This is a genomic window from Bacillota bacterium (genome assembly GCA_013314855.1).
Lineage (GTDB): Bacteria > Bacillota > Clostridia > Acetivibrionales > DUMC01 > Ch48.
This window is the reverse complement of sequence record JABUEW010000029.1, coordinates 22,845-40,723: the sequence shown is the minus strand read 5'-3', so window position 1 is coordinate 40,723 and position 17,879 is coordinate 22,845. Positions and strand designations below refer to the sequence as shown.

Below are 17,879 nucleotides of genomic sequence, written 5' to 3'. Positions count from 1 at the left end.
GGTTATAGTGTTATCCGATGACTTAAACGTATGGTTAAATTTATGTAATATTATTATATAATTGGATAAAATTACTAACGCAGCCACTATTAATGGATAAGAATAAAATTTTCATGCTTCAGCTCTGGTGCATGTGTTGAATACTTGACTTTATTCACATCACTGAATATAATATTAATGCATCATAAATTAAAAATTAATCAGCAATGGGTGACGTCTGAAATTGCCAATAAGACAAAGGTTCTTATGGATTCATTAGGAATGCATATTACGTAAAGTCGAAAAGTTAGGGTTTAATAATATCCTCATCTTTACCTATGGGAAATCCGTCAATATCCCTTACTTTATCTATCATTTCCTTGGTTAATTCCATGATGCTACCCCCACTCCACTATTTTATAATAATTCTTACTTTGTTCTCGTCTTTGCCTTTTGTGAGTTCTCCTATGAATCTTTCAAATCTCGCCCTGATATCATCTATACCGGCAGGGCCATCGCCGAATACGGCTTTCTTCATATCTTCTATAGATACTTCAATTTTTTCAAGGCCTTGCATTAATGTATTGACACCTGATATAAAGTTCCCATCAATAACATCAGGTAGCTTTCCTGTATTTAGTAGCTTGTTTATTGCTTCCTGCTGCTCCGGCTTCAAATAAGGTATATTCCCTTTTACCATTGGGTCTTCTATGCTGTTTATAATAATTTCGGTCCATTCTTCATAAAGCCTGTCAATATCATTCTCCACCGAGTCAATTACTCCGTATACGGGCTTACTGCCCTCCGAGGGGTTAAATTTACAGTGTGGGCATATATACTTGCTTTTCATATCCTGTTCCGTAAGGTTATAACAAGTGTTTAATCCGGAAATTTTCTCCAGGATTTTCGTTAACCTGATAACCGGAAGTATGCCCTCAATGGCAGTCAGTCTTTTCAGGTTATTCAGCTCATTCCCCCTCATAATCCTCTTTTTGGCATTGTCACCCTTTAAATCAAGCCTGTGCTTTTTATGAAGCTCCATGTACAGGCTTATATACTCGTCTTTCAATTCTGCCAATTCAATATTGAATATCCGGATAAAGTTTTCATCTATGCTGTTGATATCCTTCAATGCCATTTCCAATTTTGTTTTTAATGCATTTACCTTGTCCATCCACGATTTATCATTTAATATAACCTCTGCTGCTGAAATATAAGAAGTATCGGTCTCAATTGTTGTCTTTAGTTCCTTTATTTTATCGATTTCGGCAAGTTGCTTTAAAGCAGCCGCATGTTTTTCAATATCTTCACCGGTATATTTAAAGTTCTTAAGTTTTGCCTGGGTATTGTATCTTTTTATAGAATCAAGGAACTCTTTAAAACTCCTGATACTACCCTTATAATTTTCAACTTTATAAGGTTCCAATGAAGGCCTCCCCCATATTGTCGTGTCTCCATTGAGGAATACAATGGCCTTCAAAGCTTTTTCAATATATTCATCTATCCTGATAAGCATGCCCGCTACGGCAGCATCCCTTGTGTTGGCATTAACAATCTGTCCGGGAGGTAACCCCAACATTTCAAAAAGCTTTTTTAACACGGCTATGGGTATGTCCCTTGGTCTTTCGCAATGTTTGAAATTTATCAAATCATAAGTATTTTCTGCTGCCAGTTCCTTAAGCATGGTGGCATCATAAGTCTTTTTTCCTACTGTAAGGATGATATCCCCGCTATAAACCATTGCAGACAAAATCAATGCCACCCAAATGGGCTCCAATTTAAACTTCCTGTCATATTCCGTATCTTCATTGATGCGCTCAATGATATCTCCCCTATTTAATACTCTGCCTTGCGGCAGGTTGTTTATAACATCAATGAAGTATTTTCCATACACTGATTTATGGGGCGCAATTATATCTCCATCTAAAAGCTTAAAAGAATCAAGAACTTTCATTCCTGTATCGGTTTCCTTACCTGCAATATATTCCATCCCATTTTTGAACATCTGATTTATATTGTTTGATGTTATAGTCAGTGAAAATCTTGGATAATCGGGGTACAGCTCGTTAAACCATGTTGACAGGCCGGCGGATGCAGCCATATCTATCTGTTCCTTAAGGGTCCTGTCCCCCAATCTTCTACCTGTTAACCAATTTAATATGCTCCTGCTCTCCCCCCTATACCTTACATTAAAACATTGGCTTATGTTTTTATGTATCCAATTTATGGCACTTTTCTGATATCCTGCAGCTTTATTTAGGTAGGTAGCTTTACTTTCGCTTGATGAAACCTCTGCCATTTTATGTGCAGCAGTATACAATTTTAATACATCTTTAAATTCATCATCACCGATAAATTCAAAATAAACTTCATCTTCATTGTCTTCACTATTATAATTATTTGCCCCGTAAGGAGGCAAAAAATAAACATAGAAATCCCTTGGGGGGTGTGCAGTAGAACGTTCGTTAGGGGTTCCTAAAAAGCGGTACCCCTGTCTTGTAACATTTTTATCCTCCCAGAGCAGCTCATATTCATATATTTTAAAACCCGTTACATACTCCGGTGCATCCCACTCGGTTGCCTTATTGATGATGTCAAAATAATATTCGTTAAGGCTGTCATCATCCAGCACATCGGCTTTTTGCCGGATTCTTGCATTGTAATCTATATCCTTTTTCAAATCAAGGTAATACTGCTCATTTTCACGGTTATATTCAATAAACTGCCCGCTGACGGTATTGGAAATCTCTCTCATTACCGTTTCTATCGTAGTAATAAGAAAGTCCTCTTCCTTCTCCGGGAGCATTGAATCATATATGCATAAGTCATCCTTCATGTTCTGTACCGTTATTCCTATTGGTACGTTGATGCTTCCGGTTGTCAGCCTGTGGACACTTAAAGCATATATAATCCGCAGCGCCATTGGCTTATACGGCAATCTCGTGAAAGAATTCCTAATGATTCCCTCCAATATTTCACTTTTATCAATCACTTCCTTAATATCAGGGTCAGTCCTGTTTGACGGATTATTTTTTATAAACGTCCAGTATGCATCGTATGAAACAAGACCGGGCTCATCGTGGGGAACATCCTCATCAAGAATTTCCCGAATGGTCATGGTAATGGTCTTCAGTACTTCTCTCTTTTCTGCTATGTATACTTTTTCAAATGTCTCCAGGTATGCAGGATGGATTGGAAAAAGGTTTGTATATTCTTCTAGCCGGTCGGCCATGTTTTTGTACATGGAGCTAAAATTCTGCAGGTGCTCCCTTATCCATGCCTTCTGTTCATTATTTTTTTGCAGCAGTCTTTGAGAAACCACATAGGATATATCCTCTCTTTTTATTATGATCTGCTCATACCTGTCTTTAACCTTTAATATGGTTTTTGCAACAAACGAGAAAGACGGATTGTCAAATAGGGTTTCCTGTACTCCCGCCATGAATCTTATACGGGTGTTTTTGCTCACTTCTCCCATTTCACGCAAGAACCCCAGGTCAAACTTAATTTCAAGTTCTTTTTTATGCTGCAAGTAATCAAGCAGTTCGTCAACAACTATCAAATATCCTTTGCCGGGATATTTTTCTTCAAAAAGCCCCATCATTTCAATCAAATATTGTTTATTGTCGGTAACTTTATCTACAGGTGGGAATTTATAGCCAATCCCCCGTTTTTTCAGGTCTTTTTCTATATTGCTTAAAATGATGTCACGTAAATTCATCTTGGAAGCACCGATTTCAAATCTTAAAACTTCAAACTTCCCTGCAATGGATTGAGCATGTTTCTTAAATTCATCATGCTTTACCAGGTTCAAAAGCTCGGCATCTTCTGCAATCGCCGATATAACCGACATAAGGTGGGATTTGCCCGTGCCGTAATTACCGACGATAAAAACTCCTTTATTGTCAACAGTCCGTTCAAATTGCAATTGCGGCAAAACTACGCCTATTAAGCTATCAGCCATACTGTCCGACATTACATAGGTTTTTACCAGTCTTTCCGCCTCACTCCTGGTATCCGCATCCTTCAATTTAACTACAGTTTCAATAGGTTCAAACTGTATTAAATCCCTATACTTCATAACTGCATACCCCTCTCAAGATTTATATATAAGCACTCCAAATCATTTAAACTATATTTGACATAATCCTTATGCCAGGGTTCGGCATAGGTCAAATATCCGTCCTTTATGCTTCCCGGCCACGCGGTAATTGTTTTTCTGTATTTTGAAATATTTTTCAATAATCTTAACGGCTCTACCTGGAGGTGCCTGGAGAAAATTATCTCTATGTTATCCAACACCAAAAAATCACCCGGATTATCTTTTACAATATCATCTATGTAATCCTGCACATAGTAGCATCTCTCTGCTATCGGTATTTCCTTCAACTTTTCAGATAATGCCCGGTTTAAATTTATGTATCTATATTTATCAGTATCTTCACTGCAGATTTTTCTTATAAAGCTTGTCTTTCCTCTCCCGCTGCCGCCAACCAATAAAAGAAGCTTGTAGTACTCACTGGACAGAGAAGCGGCTAATTCCTTAAATTCGCCGATATCAGCCACAAACCATCACCTTTTACTAATATTTATGAATTATAAATATTTACGAAAATATCGATTTACATTATATCATATTTTTGGATCAGAAACTAAAAAAAAAGAGAACCTCAGAGCTGAAGCATCAAAATTTTATTCGTACCTATTAATACTGCCTTTTATAGTAATTTCATCCAATTATGTAACAATAATGCATAAATTTAAGCATACATTTAATTCATCCGATAACACTATTACCTTGATATCTAAGCGCAACGCTTTTCCGGGCATGTCAACAACACCCTTGCTTATTCCAATATTCTGTTAAGGCAAATCATCGAAAATCTCATAGTAGGCTCCTTATTTTATTTATTTTATTAACTAATCAATATGAAAAACAAAACGTCCCGTATCATACTGTTTTAATAACTTCCCAATTCTTTCACTAAATCAATTATCCTTTTGAAATTTTCAAAGCTAACACTATTCGGTATGGAATGGTCGGAAGAAAAAATGTATCCTCCTGAGTCCTTCATTACTGGAATTACTCTCCTCATCTCAGCCTCTATTGCTTCAGTATCATCCCATAATACTGCATTTATTCCTCCATGGAACACCAAGTCCTTCCCGTATTTCTTTTTTAATTCTATAGGATCCATTCCAGCCTTTACCTCCAGAGGATTGAGAGCGTCGAGACCTATATCAATAAGCTCAGGTATGAATGGATTAATATCTCCACACGAATGGAGATGTGCCTTAACACCTCTGGAATGTGCCCAGTCTATAGCTCTTTTATGTACAGGCTTCAAAAGATCTCTATACATTTTTACCGAAAAGAACTGACTGTGCTTGTATCCCATATCATCCGGCCATTTAACGCTGTCAAACTCATATCCGGCATCCCACACCATTTCCAAAAGCGCAATATTCACGTCAAGAAAGTGGTTGAACATGTCAATGCACCACTCCGGTTCTTCAACCAACGCAACAAGAAACCTTTCGGTTCCAACTGCCCAAGAATGAGAAACATCAAAGCCGAACCAAAGCCCTGCTTCTATCCAATATCCCTCTTCACGCCACTTTTTATAGTTTTTCTTAAGATAATCCCAGTTAATTCTATCCTTCGTAGGAACCATACGCTTTTTTGCTTCAACCCATCTGTCGGGGTCTGTTATAGTGAAATTTATAAACTCGGGCGTGGAATCATCTTGTTTCCAACTTTTCAAAGTTACGCCCCACTTAGTGGTATATATCCTGTACTCATCCGTTTCCTCAAGTGTCTTTTCTTCATATTGCGGTGTGATATCCACATTTATATGAGCTATTTTGTCAAGGCCAAAATAATCTATATAGCTTATGCCCTCCGGCATCCCCTCCCTATGCCACCGTCTTATAGTTCCTGCCCATGGTATATCATAAATTGGAATTCTATCGGCTTCTTTATGTTCAAATATTTTGATAAATCTTTCATGTGATGTCATCTTATACATAATACCACTCCTCGTAAGTAATTAAAATTTCTTTATCCATAATCTCACCTGCTTTGTATTATCTGCATGTATATATTATACCATAATCTACAACTTAATAGATATTTTTCTGAGTTTGACAGTAAAATTCTACTGCTATGTCCTGTGTATGCTTTTACAGTGAGCGCTCAGTGTCACATCTCCTTGTAGAACCATCCCCTTCTTACGGATTATCATCTACCTCATGTTCTCCAAATCTTCTTAAAAGAAGTTCATTCCCTCTCATTTCGCAAGTAACTCTTCTTCCGTCATTTAAACGAAAATGCCAAATAGGCTCTCTGTCGGATGTTTTTACTGATGTTAATGGAGAAAAATTAATACCTGTATGTTTCTGCAGGCTCGGCATCCCTTCATTCAATATTATTCCTGATACAAAAGCAAGCCTTTGCTGTAAATCAGTTCTTTGGACGGGTTCCGCTTTTTCAAAATCTTTTTTGAAAGAATCTAAGTATTTAAGATGAGGCAGATTATACAACTTTTTCCCAAGATATTTCTTGCCAAATTTATTCCAAAATATAAATCCCCAGGTTGATAATGAAATATAATTATTTCCTCTATCAATAAATACTTCAAACTCTTCCGGCAGTTTTTGCGGGCAAATTGCTTCAAATATCTTTTCCTCAAAGCAATTTTCACTCAATAGCAGGAAAACCTGAATGTTTTCCTCAAGGTTTTTGAATTCAAAGCTTATGGGAAGTTTTGGTATTTATGTAGCCCTGTTTTCGCACCAATCCTGGCTTTAATGATATATTTTCCCAATAGTTTTAATTCCATTTTTCTCCCTCCTATTTCAAAAGGCACAAGTGCATTTCATCCAGTGAAAAATTGTCTTTATTATAAAAATATCTTTCTATTAAAGCTTTCTCAATAATTTCTGCTTCTTCAAGATTTAAGCCTTGCCGGTAAAGAGCAAAAGCTATAGCTGCAGTTAGTTTAGAATGTAACTATATTTACAATTTAGCTTAGCTTAAGAATTAAGATGGGAACTTGAAATCCCCCTCCTAAATAAAGTAACAATATCATTTGCGCCAATTTAAGCTCCCGCCTATAAAGGCGAGAAACTTTTTGACGCTTAAGTTCGATATCTTTACAACTAAATGCTCTAATGAAAAATACCTTTAATAGTAATGCCCATTCACCTGAATTCTACTATATTGAATTCCCGTCTTGCTATATTGGATTACTTTATATATTGAAGTCCACTACACGGTGTTGTTCCATCGATTTATCAGCGAGAAAAGCAGCAAGGTGTCCGTTTATTGAATCCTGTATACAAGTACACGAAATGGACCGGGGTCTGTTCTGTACAAAGTCAACGAAATCGCTTGCCAAACGCAAGTCACCACCACCGTGACCTGCAAAAGCGCCCGTCATATCGCCGGTAATATTAAGATCCACAATTTGCTCGCTATACTCTTTACCTGGTCTTGGGTCGATTTTACGGATTACAAATTTAGAATCGTCAAATACCCCCTGGATTTCGCCAATGGTACCGATAATGTGAATTGAACGCTGGGGTTTTGAAGCCCCTCCAATCATGTTATGAGTTGCTGTACTTCCGTCTTTAAACCATATAACCACCGACTGATGGTCTACAACGTCATTATCACACTTCCAGACACATCTACCGTAAATATTATCTTTCTTGAGTGATTCTATCTTTTGTTCTATTGTAGGGTTATCTATATGCTCAAGGCAGTCCCAAACATAGAATGACCAACGGTCTGGGTGGTCTATATAATGTTTCTTGGCAGAATACAGGCAGTTCTCTTCAATAGGGCAGTCAACCAGGCACCGGTTTCCTGCGCCCTTTGGCATTTTCTCCCTGACAAACTGATAATTACCTCCAAAACTCGCTACAGACACCGGATCTGTTCCGCTTTTAAACCACATTATCAGATCCAAGTCGTGGCAGCATTTAGCCAGCAGCATCGATGTATGACAGTATTTCTTACTTCTCCACTTGCCCCGCACATATCCTACTGCCATATGGTGATAACTGACATGTTCTACAGTTTGAATATTAATAATATCTCCAATTTCTCCTGAAAGAAGTCTTTCCTTGATAGCCCTATAAAAGGGTGCATATCTTAATACATGGCAAATCATTACTTTGCGGTCATACTTTTCTGCAGTTTTAACCAACTGCCACATTTCTTCCTCATTTGTGGCAAAAGGTTTTTCTAGCAGGATATGATAGCCTGCTTTCAATAGGGGAATTGATGTAGGTACATGTTGATGATCCATGGTACCATTAATGGCTGCATCAGCAAACCTAGGCTTTGAAGCCAGTTCTTCCGCAGAACTAAAGCAATACTCTTCACTGAAATTAAAGGTTTCAGCAACTTTTTTTCTTCTTAATTCATTGGGGTCAGCAACTCCTACAATCTTAAGCCTTTCAGGATTAGTTAGGGCATATCCTGCATATGCCAAAGCACGATGCCCGGCTCCTACTATAACTGCTGTTACAGGCTTATTCTTCTGGGTTATGTTAAACATTTTAATACCTGCCTTTCCATTATATTTTAGAATTATATTTTAGATCTTAATGCTTGTATATTAATGTTTGGATAATGTTAGCTACCAATTTAACATTTTACTACATAAACAATACTGCTACTTAAAACTAAAATCCTTGGAAAAAGCTCAAGCCTGACTATCCCAGTCAGGCTTAAACTAAAAATCCCATTTACATCAATTTATATTATAAAAGTTTTTATAGAGTTAAACAATATTTAAACCTTAATTTATTTTGTCTATCTTTATATTTATCCATATATTTATGTCTGTATCTATAGATTTAGTTGCCTGAAGTAACACTTTTATACCAGTCATTTGCTTCCTTAGTAAGCTGCTCTCCACCCATTTTATTCCATTGATCAACAAACGTATCAAAGGAATCTATGCTTTGGTCCCCAGTAATAATTTTCATAAAGGTCTGTTCCTGAAGCTTATCCAGGTCTGCCTTATATTTCCCGCTGGAAGGAAGTCCTACAGGCACCTGATTTACATACTTCTCGTAATTTACACTTTTTTCAGCGAAAGCAAAATGGAAGGGACGTAACTTTCTATAAAAATCCATACTCTGCCATGGAAGGAATGCATTACCCGCTCCAATTGAAGCTTGTGCTTCAACTGATTTAAACTCATCTTTAAACCAGGGCTCTTTCTGAGCAGTATAATCCCAATGCTGTCCTTCTATTCCATACTTGGCATTCAGGTACAAATCATAATCAGAAGCAAGAGCATCAAGTATTTTTAAAATTCTGGCTAATTTATCAGGGTCTTTTTCAAGTTGTTTACCAAATACACAAAAATGTGAAATTACTCCTCCAATGCCCATTCCAGTTTTACCATCAGCTCCTATAGCAGGTCTGCCAAAAGCATAACTCGCTGTTTTAGGCTGAATCTTTACAAAGTTCTCATAATTGCCTACACCGCCAGGTTCGCCTTCATAATAGGGGTAATTCCAGTGATAATAGTTTCCACGGGCTGTCATTCCAATTCTACCGTTTACAAAAGCGTGGCTAATAGCCCAATAACCACCCTGATTTTCACCGGTTACAAATTCAGGATCTATTACTCCGTCTTTATACCACTTATTGAGAGTAGCAAGCACCTGTTTAATTTCGGGTTGAATTCCACCCCAAACAACTTCATTGCCCTTTTTATTCCAAAAAGTAGGCCAATATCCGGAAGTTCCATAAATTGCGTTAAATCCATCTGCCGATAATCCATAGGTATCAGGCTTTCCATTTTTATCAGGGTCTTCTTTTGCAAATTTATAGAGAGCAGTTTCAAATTCTGCCAGAGTCTCAGGCAGTTTGTTAATTCCTACGTTTTTAAGCCAATCATTTCTCCATATTACCGGGCTATGGTATACCATATCGGCATTATGTGCAAGTATACCATAATTTTTACCATCTACTAAACTAAATTTCCATACTTTTTCATCATACTTCTTATAGCTATCGATTTCTTTAGCTATATTAGGTGCATGTTCTCTGATAAAAGATTCCGGTATCTCTGCTAGCAAATCCTGATCAACCCACTGGATAAGTGTGTTTACATTTAGTGCAGTAAATACATCAGGTATTTCATTGTTAGCAAACTTCAGGTTCATTAATTCAAGATACTTAGATCTGTCTACATAGATCATGTTAAACTTAACATTGAACTTCTCTTCCAAAATCTTTTTAACAGGTGCATCATCTTTCACTGGTCCATACTGTAAACCATTCCAGTCAATAGTATAGACTTTTTCTTCCTTATTTTCACTATCCGGTTCCTTTTCACTGCCAGTTTTAGACCCTTTGGAATCGTTATCTTTTTCAGTTTTCCCACACCCTGCCAATGAAAACATTATAAACACTACTAGCAGGATAGAGACCATTTTAACTACTTTAAATAGTTTACTGCGCATTTTAATTAACCTCCTTGTTTGATTTATATTTTATTCAAGCCCCTTAAAATTTACTTTCAAGGATGCTTGTTAAAATCTCATCCTTTCAAAGACCCTATCATAATACCCTGTATGAAGTATTTTTGCACAAAAGGATATACCATAATAATTGGGATTGATGAAACCATTATAGTTGCTGCTTTGATAACATCGGGAGTAGGTTGAAATTCGTGCTCGGAAACAAACTCAGTGCCACTGGTTTCCATATATTGCATTGACCCTTCTACAACCATCTTTCTAAGTATTACCTGAAGGACCATAAGTTTTTCATTTGTTATATATATAAGCGCATCAAACCATGCATTCCAATGACCAACTGCATACCAGAGAGTAACAGTAGCAATAATCGGAGCACTTACAGGTAGTATGATAGAAAAAAGTATTCTTATATCATTAGCTCCGTCAATTCTAGCAGATTCTTCCAGTTCAACTGGAAGAGACATAAAATAGTTCCTGATAATTATCATATTAAATGTATTAATTGCACCAGGAAGTATTAATGCCCATATTGTGTTTGTAAGCTTAAGCTTTTGTACCAAAAGATAGCTAGGTATCAATCCACCGCTAAAAAACATTGTAAAAACAATTATTGATGTCCACAAGTTTCTTTGAGGAAGATATTTCTTTGACAGAGGGTAAGCAACCATAGCAGACAACACCACATTAACTGCTGTTCCAAGTACTGTCCTTATAATGGTATTTTTGTATCCTGTAAGAAGATAACTATTCTGTAGTATTTTTCTATAACCATAAAAATCAGGATTAAGTGGTAATATACGTAAACCTGCTCTGCTAATATCCGCCGGAGTACTTAAGGATATCGTAAGGACATTTAGAAAGGGGTATAATGTGCAGAACCCTAAAATCCCGAGTAATATATAATTAAATATGTCGAAAATCTTTTCACCCTTTGACCTTTTCATAAAATAACTTTCTCCTGTAAATAGTCTTTCAAGTCAACTTAAAAACATTTATGAATAACTCACCATATTCCATACTCACTGAAACGTGAAGTAATGTAGTTTGTTATCATTATAAGTAAAAATGATATAATATTCTTAAATAATCCTACCGCCGTAGAAAAACTGTACTGCATTTGAACCAGTCCCATTCTGTAAGTGTAAGTGCTTATAACATCAGCTACATCGTAAACAGCAGGATTGTATAAATTAAATATCTGATCAAAATCATCATTTATAAGAGATCCAGTGCTAAGTATGAACATTATTGTAATAACAGGTACAATGGACGGAAGGGTTATTTTAATAGTTTGCACAAATCTGTTTGCGCCATCAATATATGCAGCTTCATATAGCTCAGGATTTATACTTGATATTGATGCAATATATATTATAGATCCCCACCCGATTCCCTTCCATACTGAAGTAGCAACAAGAGTTGTCCTAAACCACTTTGGGTCACCCAAAAAGTATATGGCTTTTCCTCCTAATGACTTAATAATATAGTTTATAGGCCCCTGGGAAGGAGAAAGAAGCTGCATGAACACGCCTGCAAGAATTACCCATGATAAAAAATGTGGTAAATAACTTATAGTCTGTATAGTCTTTTTATATGCTCTATTCCTTACTTCATTAAGTAAAAGCGCAAGTATAATTGGTGCAGGGAAGGTAAAAATAAGTTTATAGAAGCTTATTATCAGAGTGTTCCTGAAAACATTAAAAAAATCAACGCCTCTAAACATGGTTCTAAAGTTTTCAAAACCTATCCATGGGCTACCGAAAACCCCCAATCTGAATTTGTAGTTCTTAAAAGCAATAACTATGCCATACATTGGTATATAATGGAATATAATATAGTATATTAGTCCAAATGCTAATAGAAGAAATAGGTACCTATATTTCCAGTATTCTTTAAATATATTATGTCTTGCTTTATTTACATTATCTTGTTTAATATTCGGTATTTTCAAAATTACAAGTCTCCTTGTCTTTCTCTGTTTTTTACATTAAGTTTTATGAATTTATTATAAGCCTCCTCTATCTTTAACGTCAATTTTAATAATCAATAATAATGGTTAATAATCAATGTTTTTTTAAAAAACCAGACATATATAATCAATAAAAATGTATAAAAACTTATCACATATGTGGCCTAAACTCATTGAAAAGACAATTACAGCAGTCTTCAAAATTTGTTGCATTGAAAATAGTTCTCATACTGCTATAATTATGTTATAATTAATATTTGGAAAGAACATATAAGAAGGTCCTCGACTTGCACCACTGGAGGTTATAGATGTTTTTAAATAGACTAAAAGCAAGGCTATCTAATTTTGTTTGCAGTATCAATTATGAGAGAAAAATCAGCAGTACACTGCTTAATCTTTTGCTGTCATATTTCATTGTTATTGTAGTATGTACTGCTATTATTTCAGGTTTTTCTTATCAATTTATATTTAAGAATATGGAAAATCAAACAATAAAAGCAAATTCCGAGCTGTTAGGACATCTCAAGAAGTCTGTAGACAGTTTTGTGCTCTTAAGCATAGATAAGATATCCCTGTCCATCCTGCAGGATACCGCTGATAAGCAGGACATAATATATTTTTTCTCAAACCCTGTTGAAGGAAATGTATCAGGAATAGGCAAAGCATACAATCACTTGAGGTCTTTGAAAGTATTGAATCCTGTTATTGATTCAATATCAATATATTATAAGAAGAATAATATTGTTCTTTCAACTGAAGGTATGAAGTACCTTTCCCTGCCCTTCAAGCAGGACTGGATTGATGTAGAATGGATAAAGATTTTGGATAGCATGGATGGCAATTACACATGGGTTGGCGCAAGAAAAGTTAAAAATCCGAACAGCGTAGAGTTACCTTATAAGAATGTGATTACATTCATAAGAAAGTTTCCTTTTTCAACTTCAAATAATAATTTATTAGGCGGTATAGCCATATCAATATCTGAAGATGTGCTGTACAATATAATAAAGGATTCTGCTCCTATAGATTTTGGACAAATTTTAATAGTAAATGAAAATGGCACTGTAATTTTACACAGTGAGAAAAAATATTTAAATGCTGATATTAGTAAACTATTCGGTAGTAGTAGAGATAAAATAAATAATTCTAGCAGGAACGGCTACTTTACTACGAATTTTAACGGAAAGAAATCAGTAGTTTCGTACGTAACCTCGGAATACAACAATTGGAAGTATATAGCCATAAAACCAGTTTTTAAGATTACTGAAGGGTACCGCTACCTAAATAATGTAATTATCTTTATAGCCTTATTCATACTGCTTATAGGGGTTATTCTAACGCTGCTTTCTGCTAGGAATTTCTACTCTCCGCTAAAGAAACTGGTTAGGGTAACCAGGGCAGTATTAGCATCTTCGCCGTCCGAATTGGTAAAAAATGAGTACGACTTTATAAATACTGCTTTAAACTCTCTTGCATTTAAAGTAAAGGAACAGGAAAAAAAGCTCGAAGATAATATCCCTATTTTAAAACATCACTTTCTTCTTAACCTTATTAACGGCAATTATCTCAGCCGTGAAGAAGTTAATAGCAGGCTAAAACAACTGCGTATTGATTTTTATCACGATTTCTATTGTATCATAATATTAAAAGTGGGTAAGGTCTCGTCCATGGATTTAAAAACATTTGAATATACAACCATTGAAATTATGGAGTATATAGAAAGAAATTCCTTTAACATGGATGTGAGTTTCTACTGCACGAAGGACGGTGACAGCATTCTTAGTGTTGTGAATCTTAAGTTTGCTAATATAGACGTGGCAGGTATAGTTAAGGAAATATGTAAGTATGTCAAGGAGACCCACGGAATCAGGGTAAATGCCGGTATAGGGAGTATATGTGATGATGTACTGTCCTTATCAAGGTCATATAGCGAAGCTCAAACCTGTGTAAAGTACAGTTATATATATCCGGATAAGGATTTGTTTTTACTGAATGAAGTACTTAATTGGGAAAATAATAACAGAGAGTTTGAAAAGCTCTCATTGGAAGAATTCTCAAATAGTTTGACAACCCAAAATAAGGCTGCGGCTCTCTCCAGCCTGCATAGCCTCGTTTCTTCCATCAGGAATGAATGTTATCCATACAATTATGTAATGAATATTTTATATCACATTATTACCTCTGTTGCCGATACCTTAGAACGAACAAACACGGATAAAACTGTACTATATGATAGAAATATATACTCATATTTTAACAAAATCAGCAATATAGAGGAACTGGAACTTTGGATAGGTAATATTTTGGAGCAAATTTTTGTTCATACGGATGACTGGCAGTGCGAAAGGAACAAGGAGTTGGTAAAGAAGGTTAAAGAGTATATTAATGCCAATATAGCCAACCAGGATATATCTTTGAATAGCGTCGCGAATGCCATGTATCTAAGCCCGAATTATCTCAGCCGGATATTTAAAGAAGAGACCGGCATATATTTTATTGACTATCTTATTGAAGCAAGGCTAGAATTGGCAAAAGAGCTGCTGACATCAACCAACCTATCCATCGAAGAAATCGCTACTGTAGTTGGATATTCCAGCTCCCAGTACTTTATTAAAAAGTTCAAGTCCAAATACGGGAAAACTCCCAAGCAATATAAGATTAAAAGTGCGATATCATAGTAGTATAGTTCGGTTTGAGAATCCAACTTTTCGTCAATCAATTCGGCAAGCCCGATCTTATTACATATCCCTTTAAGGAGCGGCAAGGCTCTGTCAATACATACCTTGGTTTCAGGTTGTACATTTATTGCCACTTGCATGCCCTCCACTGTTTGTTTATTATTATTACATTAACACATATTAGTTAATAGGCCTAAGATAAATTGCCTGATTTGGCAATATTTTCTCTCTCGATTTTTAAGAATCCTTTTTTTGTTGCTGGTTTCTTTTTTATTCCCTTAAGGCAATAACATTGATCATAGGCAGTCTTACGGGAGGATTAATCCCTGATTGACCAGTTACACTTATTAAAAAAGCTCTTGATATTTGCGACAGTGTAATAATTCCGTTAAGTTCAAGCATTTCTTTAAATTTGTCATTTGATAATGTTTCAGGATTTCCGATTTGCCCCCTTTATATCTACTATTAATGATATAATATATTATCATTAAAACTTGCACTAATTAAAATATTAGAGGTGTCGAACATGGTGGGTAAAATAAAAGCAAATTATTCACATTATAGCTGGGTTATGCTTATTACAGGAGTATTAGCCGTTTTCGGTGCACTGGGACTGGCCCGTTACGGTTATTCAATGCTGCTTCCATCGATGCAGGTGGATTTAAACCTGGATAACAGCCATGCAGGATTGCTTGCAACCGCAAATCTGGCAGGATACCTTGCCTTTGCAATAATCGGCGGTGCACTGTCGGCCTATTTCGGAATAAGACTAGTTGCTGCCATAGGTTTGCTTTTAGCCGGCATAGGTATGATTTGCACCGGTTTTACAAATACTTTTCTTTCAGCGGCAATTTGGCGGGGAATGACAGGACTAGGCAGTGGTGCCGCAAATATAGCAATTATGGGATTATGGGCAGCCTGGTTTTCAAAAAGAAAGCGTGGCTTTGCTTCAGGCATTGCCGTGTCCGGTTCATCCGTCGGGCTTATCTTTACAGGTTTATTCGTCCCCTGGATTATTTCCAATTACGGAGATGATGCCTGGCATATTGCCTGGTTTATCTTCGGTGGGATAACAGTAATACTTGCTATAGGCGTATATTTGATAATACGAAACAACCCTTCCGATATGGAATTGAGTTATGTACAGAAGAATGGAGACCACCAACCGGCGACACAGACTTCAGGCTCATCCTGCCTGTGGAAACAGGTTTACCTGTCTGCCCGGGTATGGTGCTTTGGCCTTATTTATAGTGCTTTTGGCTTTTCCTACATAATTTATATGACTTTCTTTGTAAAATCCCTGGCAAGTGATTACGGATATACCGTAGGGGAATCCGGCAAGCTTTTTATGACAATGGGATGGTTCAGCCTATTATGCGGAATAATCTGGGGTGCCGTATCGGATAGAATAGGGCGTAAAAATACCCTTATCGTATTATTCCTTATCCACACCGTGGCTTTTGCTTTATTTGGAATAGGCAATTCCCATATATATTTTCTGGTTTCCGCCATACTTTTCGGGCTTTCGGCCTGGAGCATACCTGCAATTATGTCGGCTGCCTGCGGTGACATGCTGGGAGCAAAACTTGCCCCTGCAGCACTGGGCTTTATCACGCTTTTCTTTGGAATCGGACAAGCTTTAGGCCCCGTTGTCGGCGGAGCCATATCGGAAATAACGGGCTCCTTTTCTCATTCATTCTTCCTGGCTTCGGCGGTAGCTCTTCTCGGAGCCATAGGAACAATGTTTTTCCCGGCCGAAATCAGGGGGGATAACAATTGGCGTTATACATCCTCATCAATATGAAAATTGGAAATACACCTGGCATTAGCCAAAATTATTGTACAACTTGCCGGGAATTATTAAGGATGATGATAATAAAATGGTAGGAAAAGCCATTAAGAATATCTGCGTTATAGCTGACTTTTATACCTCGCACAGGTGTTTCCTTGATGGTAAAGAATGTCTTGTGGGCATCTTCATGTTCTTTCACAATATTGCCGGTCTCCAGTTCTTCCTTGTAATTTAGCAGTTCCTCAGTAAAGCCGTCAAAGCTTTCTGCAGCCAAATGGGCATTGTAGTATAGATGCAGATAACACCGCCTATTCTCTTTGCCCCACCAATGCAGCCTGGTATAAACGTAAAGGATCTCCCCATCTAGTTTCCGGTATCCATCAGGGCCGTAGATGTCATCACGTATTTCATCAATAACCTCCTGAACCCACTTATTCCGGATCGATACGGCAATAGTAAACTTATCTCTTGCTGCCAGCAGCTCATCAACGTTCTTTTTGCTGTAAAACCCTTTATCCGGAATAAGGTGCAATTTCGGTAGTTCCAGAAGGCTTTTAATAAATCATAGTTATAATTTACATGGGAATTAAGGTTATCAGCCTATTATTATGGTCATGAGCCTTTTCTATGCTGTAGGATATTGGAATAGCTACTTCAATGCAATGATTTTTTTGCCGGATGTTAAGCTCCAACCTTTGCAGTTGTTTTTAATGAAAATACTCATTCAGGATTCGGAGATTCTTGCAGGTGATACACAATTGGGAATAGGGCGCAATTGGGAATAGGGCGAAGTTTACAGGTCTGCCAGTTAAAATATTCCGTAGTAATACTTACCATTTTACCAATCGTTATGGTTTATCCTTTTGTTCAAAAGCATTTTATCAAGGGAGTTATGATTGGAGCAATTAAGGCATAAAGAATAAATAAAGGAACTGAATAAAGGAAAATAAAT

Annotated in this window: 11 protein-coding genes; 2 read left to right on the top strand and 9 right to left on the bottom strand. The window is 36.6% G+C overall.

The window, feature by feature from the left end; translation table 11 throughout:
* Nucleotides 1–391: 391 nt before the first annotated feature.
* The 8 genes from HPY74_07100 to HPY74_07065 all read right to left on the bottom strand — a co-directional run bounded on the left by HPY74_07100 (nucleotide 392) and on the right by HPY74_07065 (nucleotide 12,301).
* Nucleotides 392–4,060 carry an exonuclease SbcC gene (locus HPY74_07100; protein NSW90431.1) on the bottom strand — a complete coding sequence of 1,223 codons (3,669 nt, stop codon included), beginning with the start codon at nucleotides 4,058–4,060 and terminating at the stop codon, nucleotides 392–394.
* A complete protein-coding gene (brxF, locus tag HPY74_07095; GenBank protein NSW90430.1) occupies nucleotides 4,057–4,545 on the bottom strand; it encodes a BREX-3 system P-loop-containing protein BrxF in 489 nt (162 codons plus the stop codon). The genes HPY74_07100 and brxF overlap by 4 nt, the downstream gene beginning before the upstream one ends.
* Nucleotides 4,546–4,940: 395 nt before the next feature.
* Nucleotides 4,941–6,008, bottom strand: coding sequence for a hypothetical protein (locus tag HPY74_07090; protein NSW90429.1), 1,068 nt, complete (start codon nucleotides 6,006–6,008; stop codon nucleotides 4,941–4,943).
* Nucleotides 6,009–6,210: 202 nt separating this feature from the next.
* Nucleotides 6,211–6,687, bottom strand: a complete 477-nt coding sequence (locus HPY74_07085) for a hypothetical protein (GenBank protein NSW90428.1) — start codon at nucleotides 6,685–6,687, stop codon at nucleotides 6,211–6,213.
* A 545-nt stretch (nucleotides 6,688–7,232) separates the two neighbouring features.
* Entirely contained in the window at nucleotides 7,233–8,546 is a 1,314-nt protein-coding gene (locus tag HPY74_07080; protein ID NSW90427.1) for a Gfo/Idh/MocA family oxidoreductase, read from the bottom strand.
* Between the two features lie 301 nt (nucleotides 8,547–8,847).
* Nucleotides 8,848–10,470, bottom strand: a complete 1,623-nt coding sequence (locus HPY74_07075) for an ABC transporter substrate-binding protein (protein ID NSW90426.1) — start codon at nucleotides 10,468–10,470, stop codon at nucleotides 8,848–8,850.
* A 77-nt stretch (nucleotides 10,471–10,547) separates the two neighbouring features.
* Entirely contained in the window at nucleotides 10,548–11,432 is an 885-nt protein-coding gene (locus HPY74_07070) for a carbohydrate ABC transporter permease (protein NSW90425.1), read from the bottom strand.
* Between the two features lie 59 nt (nucleotides 11,433–11,491).
* Complete coding sequence (locus HPY74_07065) at nucleotides 11,492–12,301, bottom strand: sugar ABC transporter permease (protein NSW90424.1); 810 nt, start codon at nucleotides 12,299–12,301, stop codon at nucleotides 11,492–11,494.
* 464 nt (nucleotides 12,302–12,765) lie between these two features.
* On the opposite strand from HPY74_07065, the gene HPY74_07060 reads away from it, so the two are divergent.
* Nucleotides 12,766–15,135 carry a helix-turn-helix domain-containing protein gene (locus HPY74_07060; protein NSW90423.1) on the top strand — a complete coding sequence of 790 codons (2,370 nt, stop codon included), beginning with the start codon at nucleotides 12,766–12,768 and terminating at the stop codon, nucleotides 15,133–15,135.
* A 526-nt stretch (nucleotides 15,136–15,661) separates the two neighbouring features.
* Complete coding sequence (locus HPY74_07055; protein ID NSW90422.1) at nucleotides 15,662–16,939, top strand: MFS transporter; 1,278 nt, start codon at nucleotides 15,662–15,664, stop codon at nucleotides 16,937–16,939.
* A 31-nt stretch (nucleotides 16,940–16,970) separates the two neighbouring features.
* Here HPY74_07055 and HPY74_07050 read toward each other — a convergent pair whose 3' ends face one another.
* Nucleotides 16,971–17,459 carry a hypothetical protein gene (locus HPY74_07050; protein NSW90421.1) on the bottom strand — a complete coding sequence of 163 codons (489 nt, stop codon included), beginning with the start codon at nucleotides 17,457–17,459 and terminating at the stop codon, nucleotides 16,971–16,973.
* Between the last annotated feature and the right edge of the window lie 420 nt (nucleotides 17,460–17,879).

What these genes read in the sequence shown, in the direction of transcription:
- HPY74_07080 (NSW90427.1), bottom strand. Translation starts at nt 8,546, where the DNA reads ATGTTTAACATAACCCAGAAGAATAAGCCTGTAACAGCAGTTATAGTA.
- HPY74_07060 (NSW90423.1), top strand. Translation starts at nt 12,766, where the DNA reads ATGTTTTTAAATAGACTAAAAGCAAGGCTATCTAATTTTGTTTGCAGT.
- HPY74_07075 (NSW90426.1), bottom strand. Translation starts at nt 10,470, where the DNA reads ATGCGCAGTAAACTATTTAAAGTAGTTAAAATGGTCTCTATCCTGCTA.
- HPY74_07100 (NSW90431.1), bottom strand. Translation starts at nt 4,060, where the DNA reads ATGAAGTATAGGGATTTAATACAGTTTGAACCTATTGAAACTGTAGTT.
- HPY74_07070 (NSW90425.1), bottom strand. Translation starts at nt 11,432, where the DNA reads ATGAAAAGGTCAAAGGGTGAAAAGATTTTCGACATATTTAATTATATA.
- HPY74_07055 (NSW90422.1), top strand. Translation starts at nt 15,662, where the DNA reads ATGGTGGGTAAAATAAAAGCAAATTATTCACATTATAGCTGGGTTATG.
- HPY74_07090 (NSW90429.1), bottom strand. Translation starts at nt 6,008, where the DNA reads ATGTATAAGATGACATCACATGAAAGATTTATCAAAATATTTGAACAT.
- HPY74_07065 (NSW90424.1), bottom strand. Translation starts at nt 12,301, where the DNA reads ATGTATGGCATAGTTATTGCTTTTAAGAACTACAAATTCAGATTGGGG.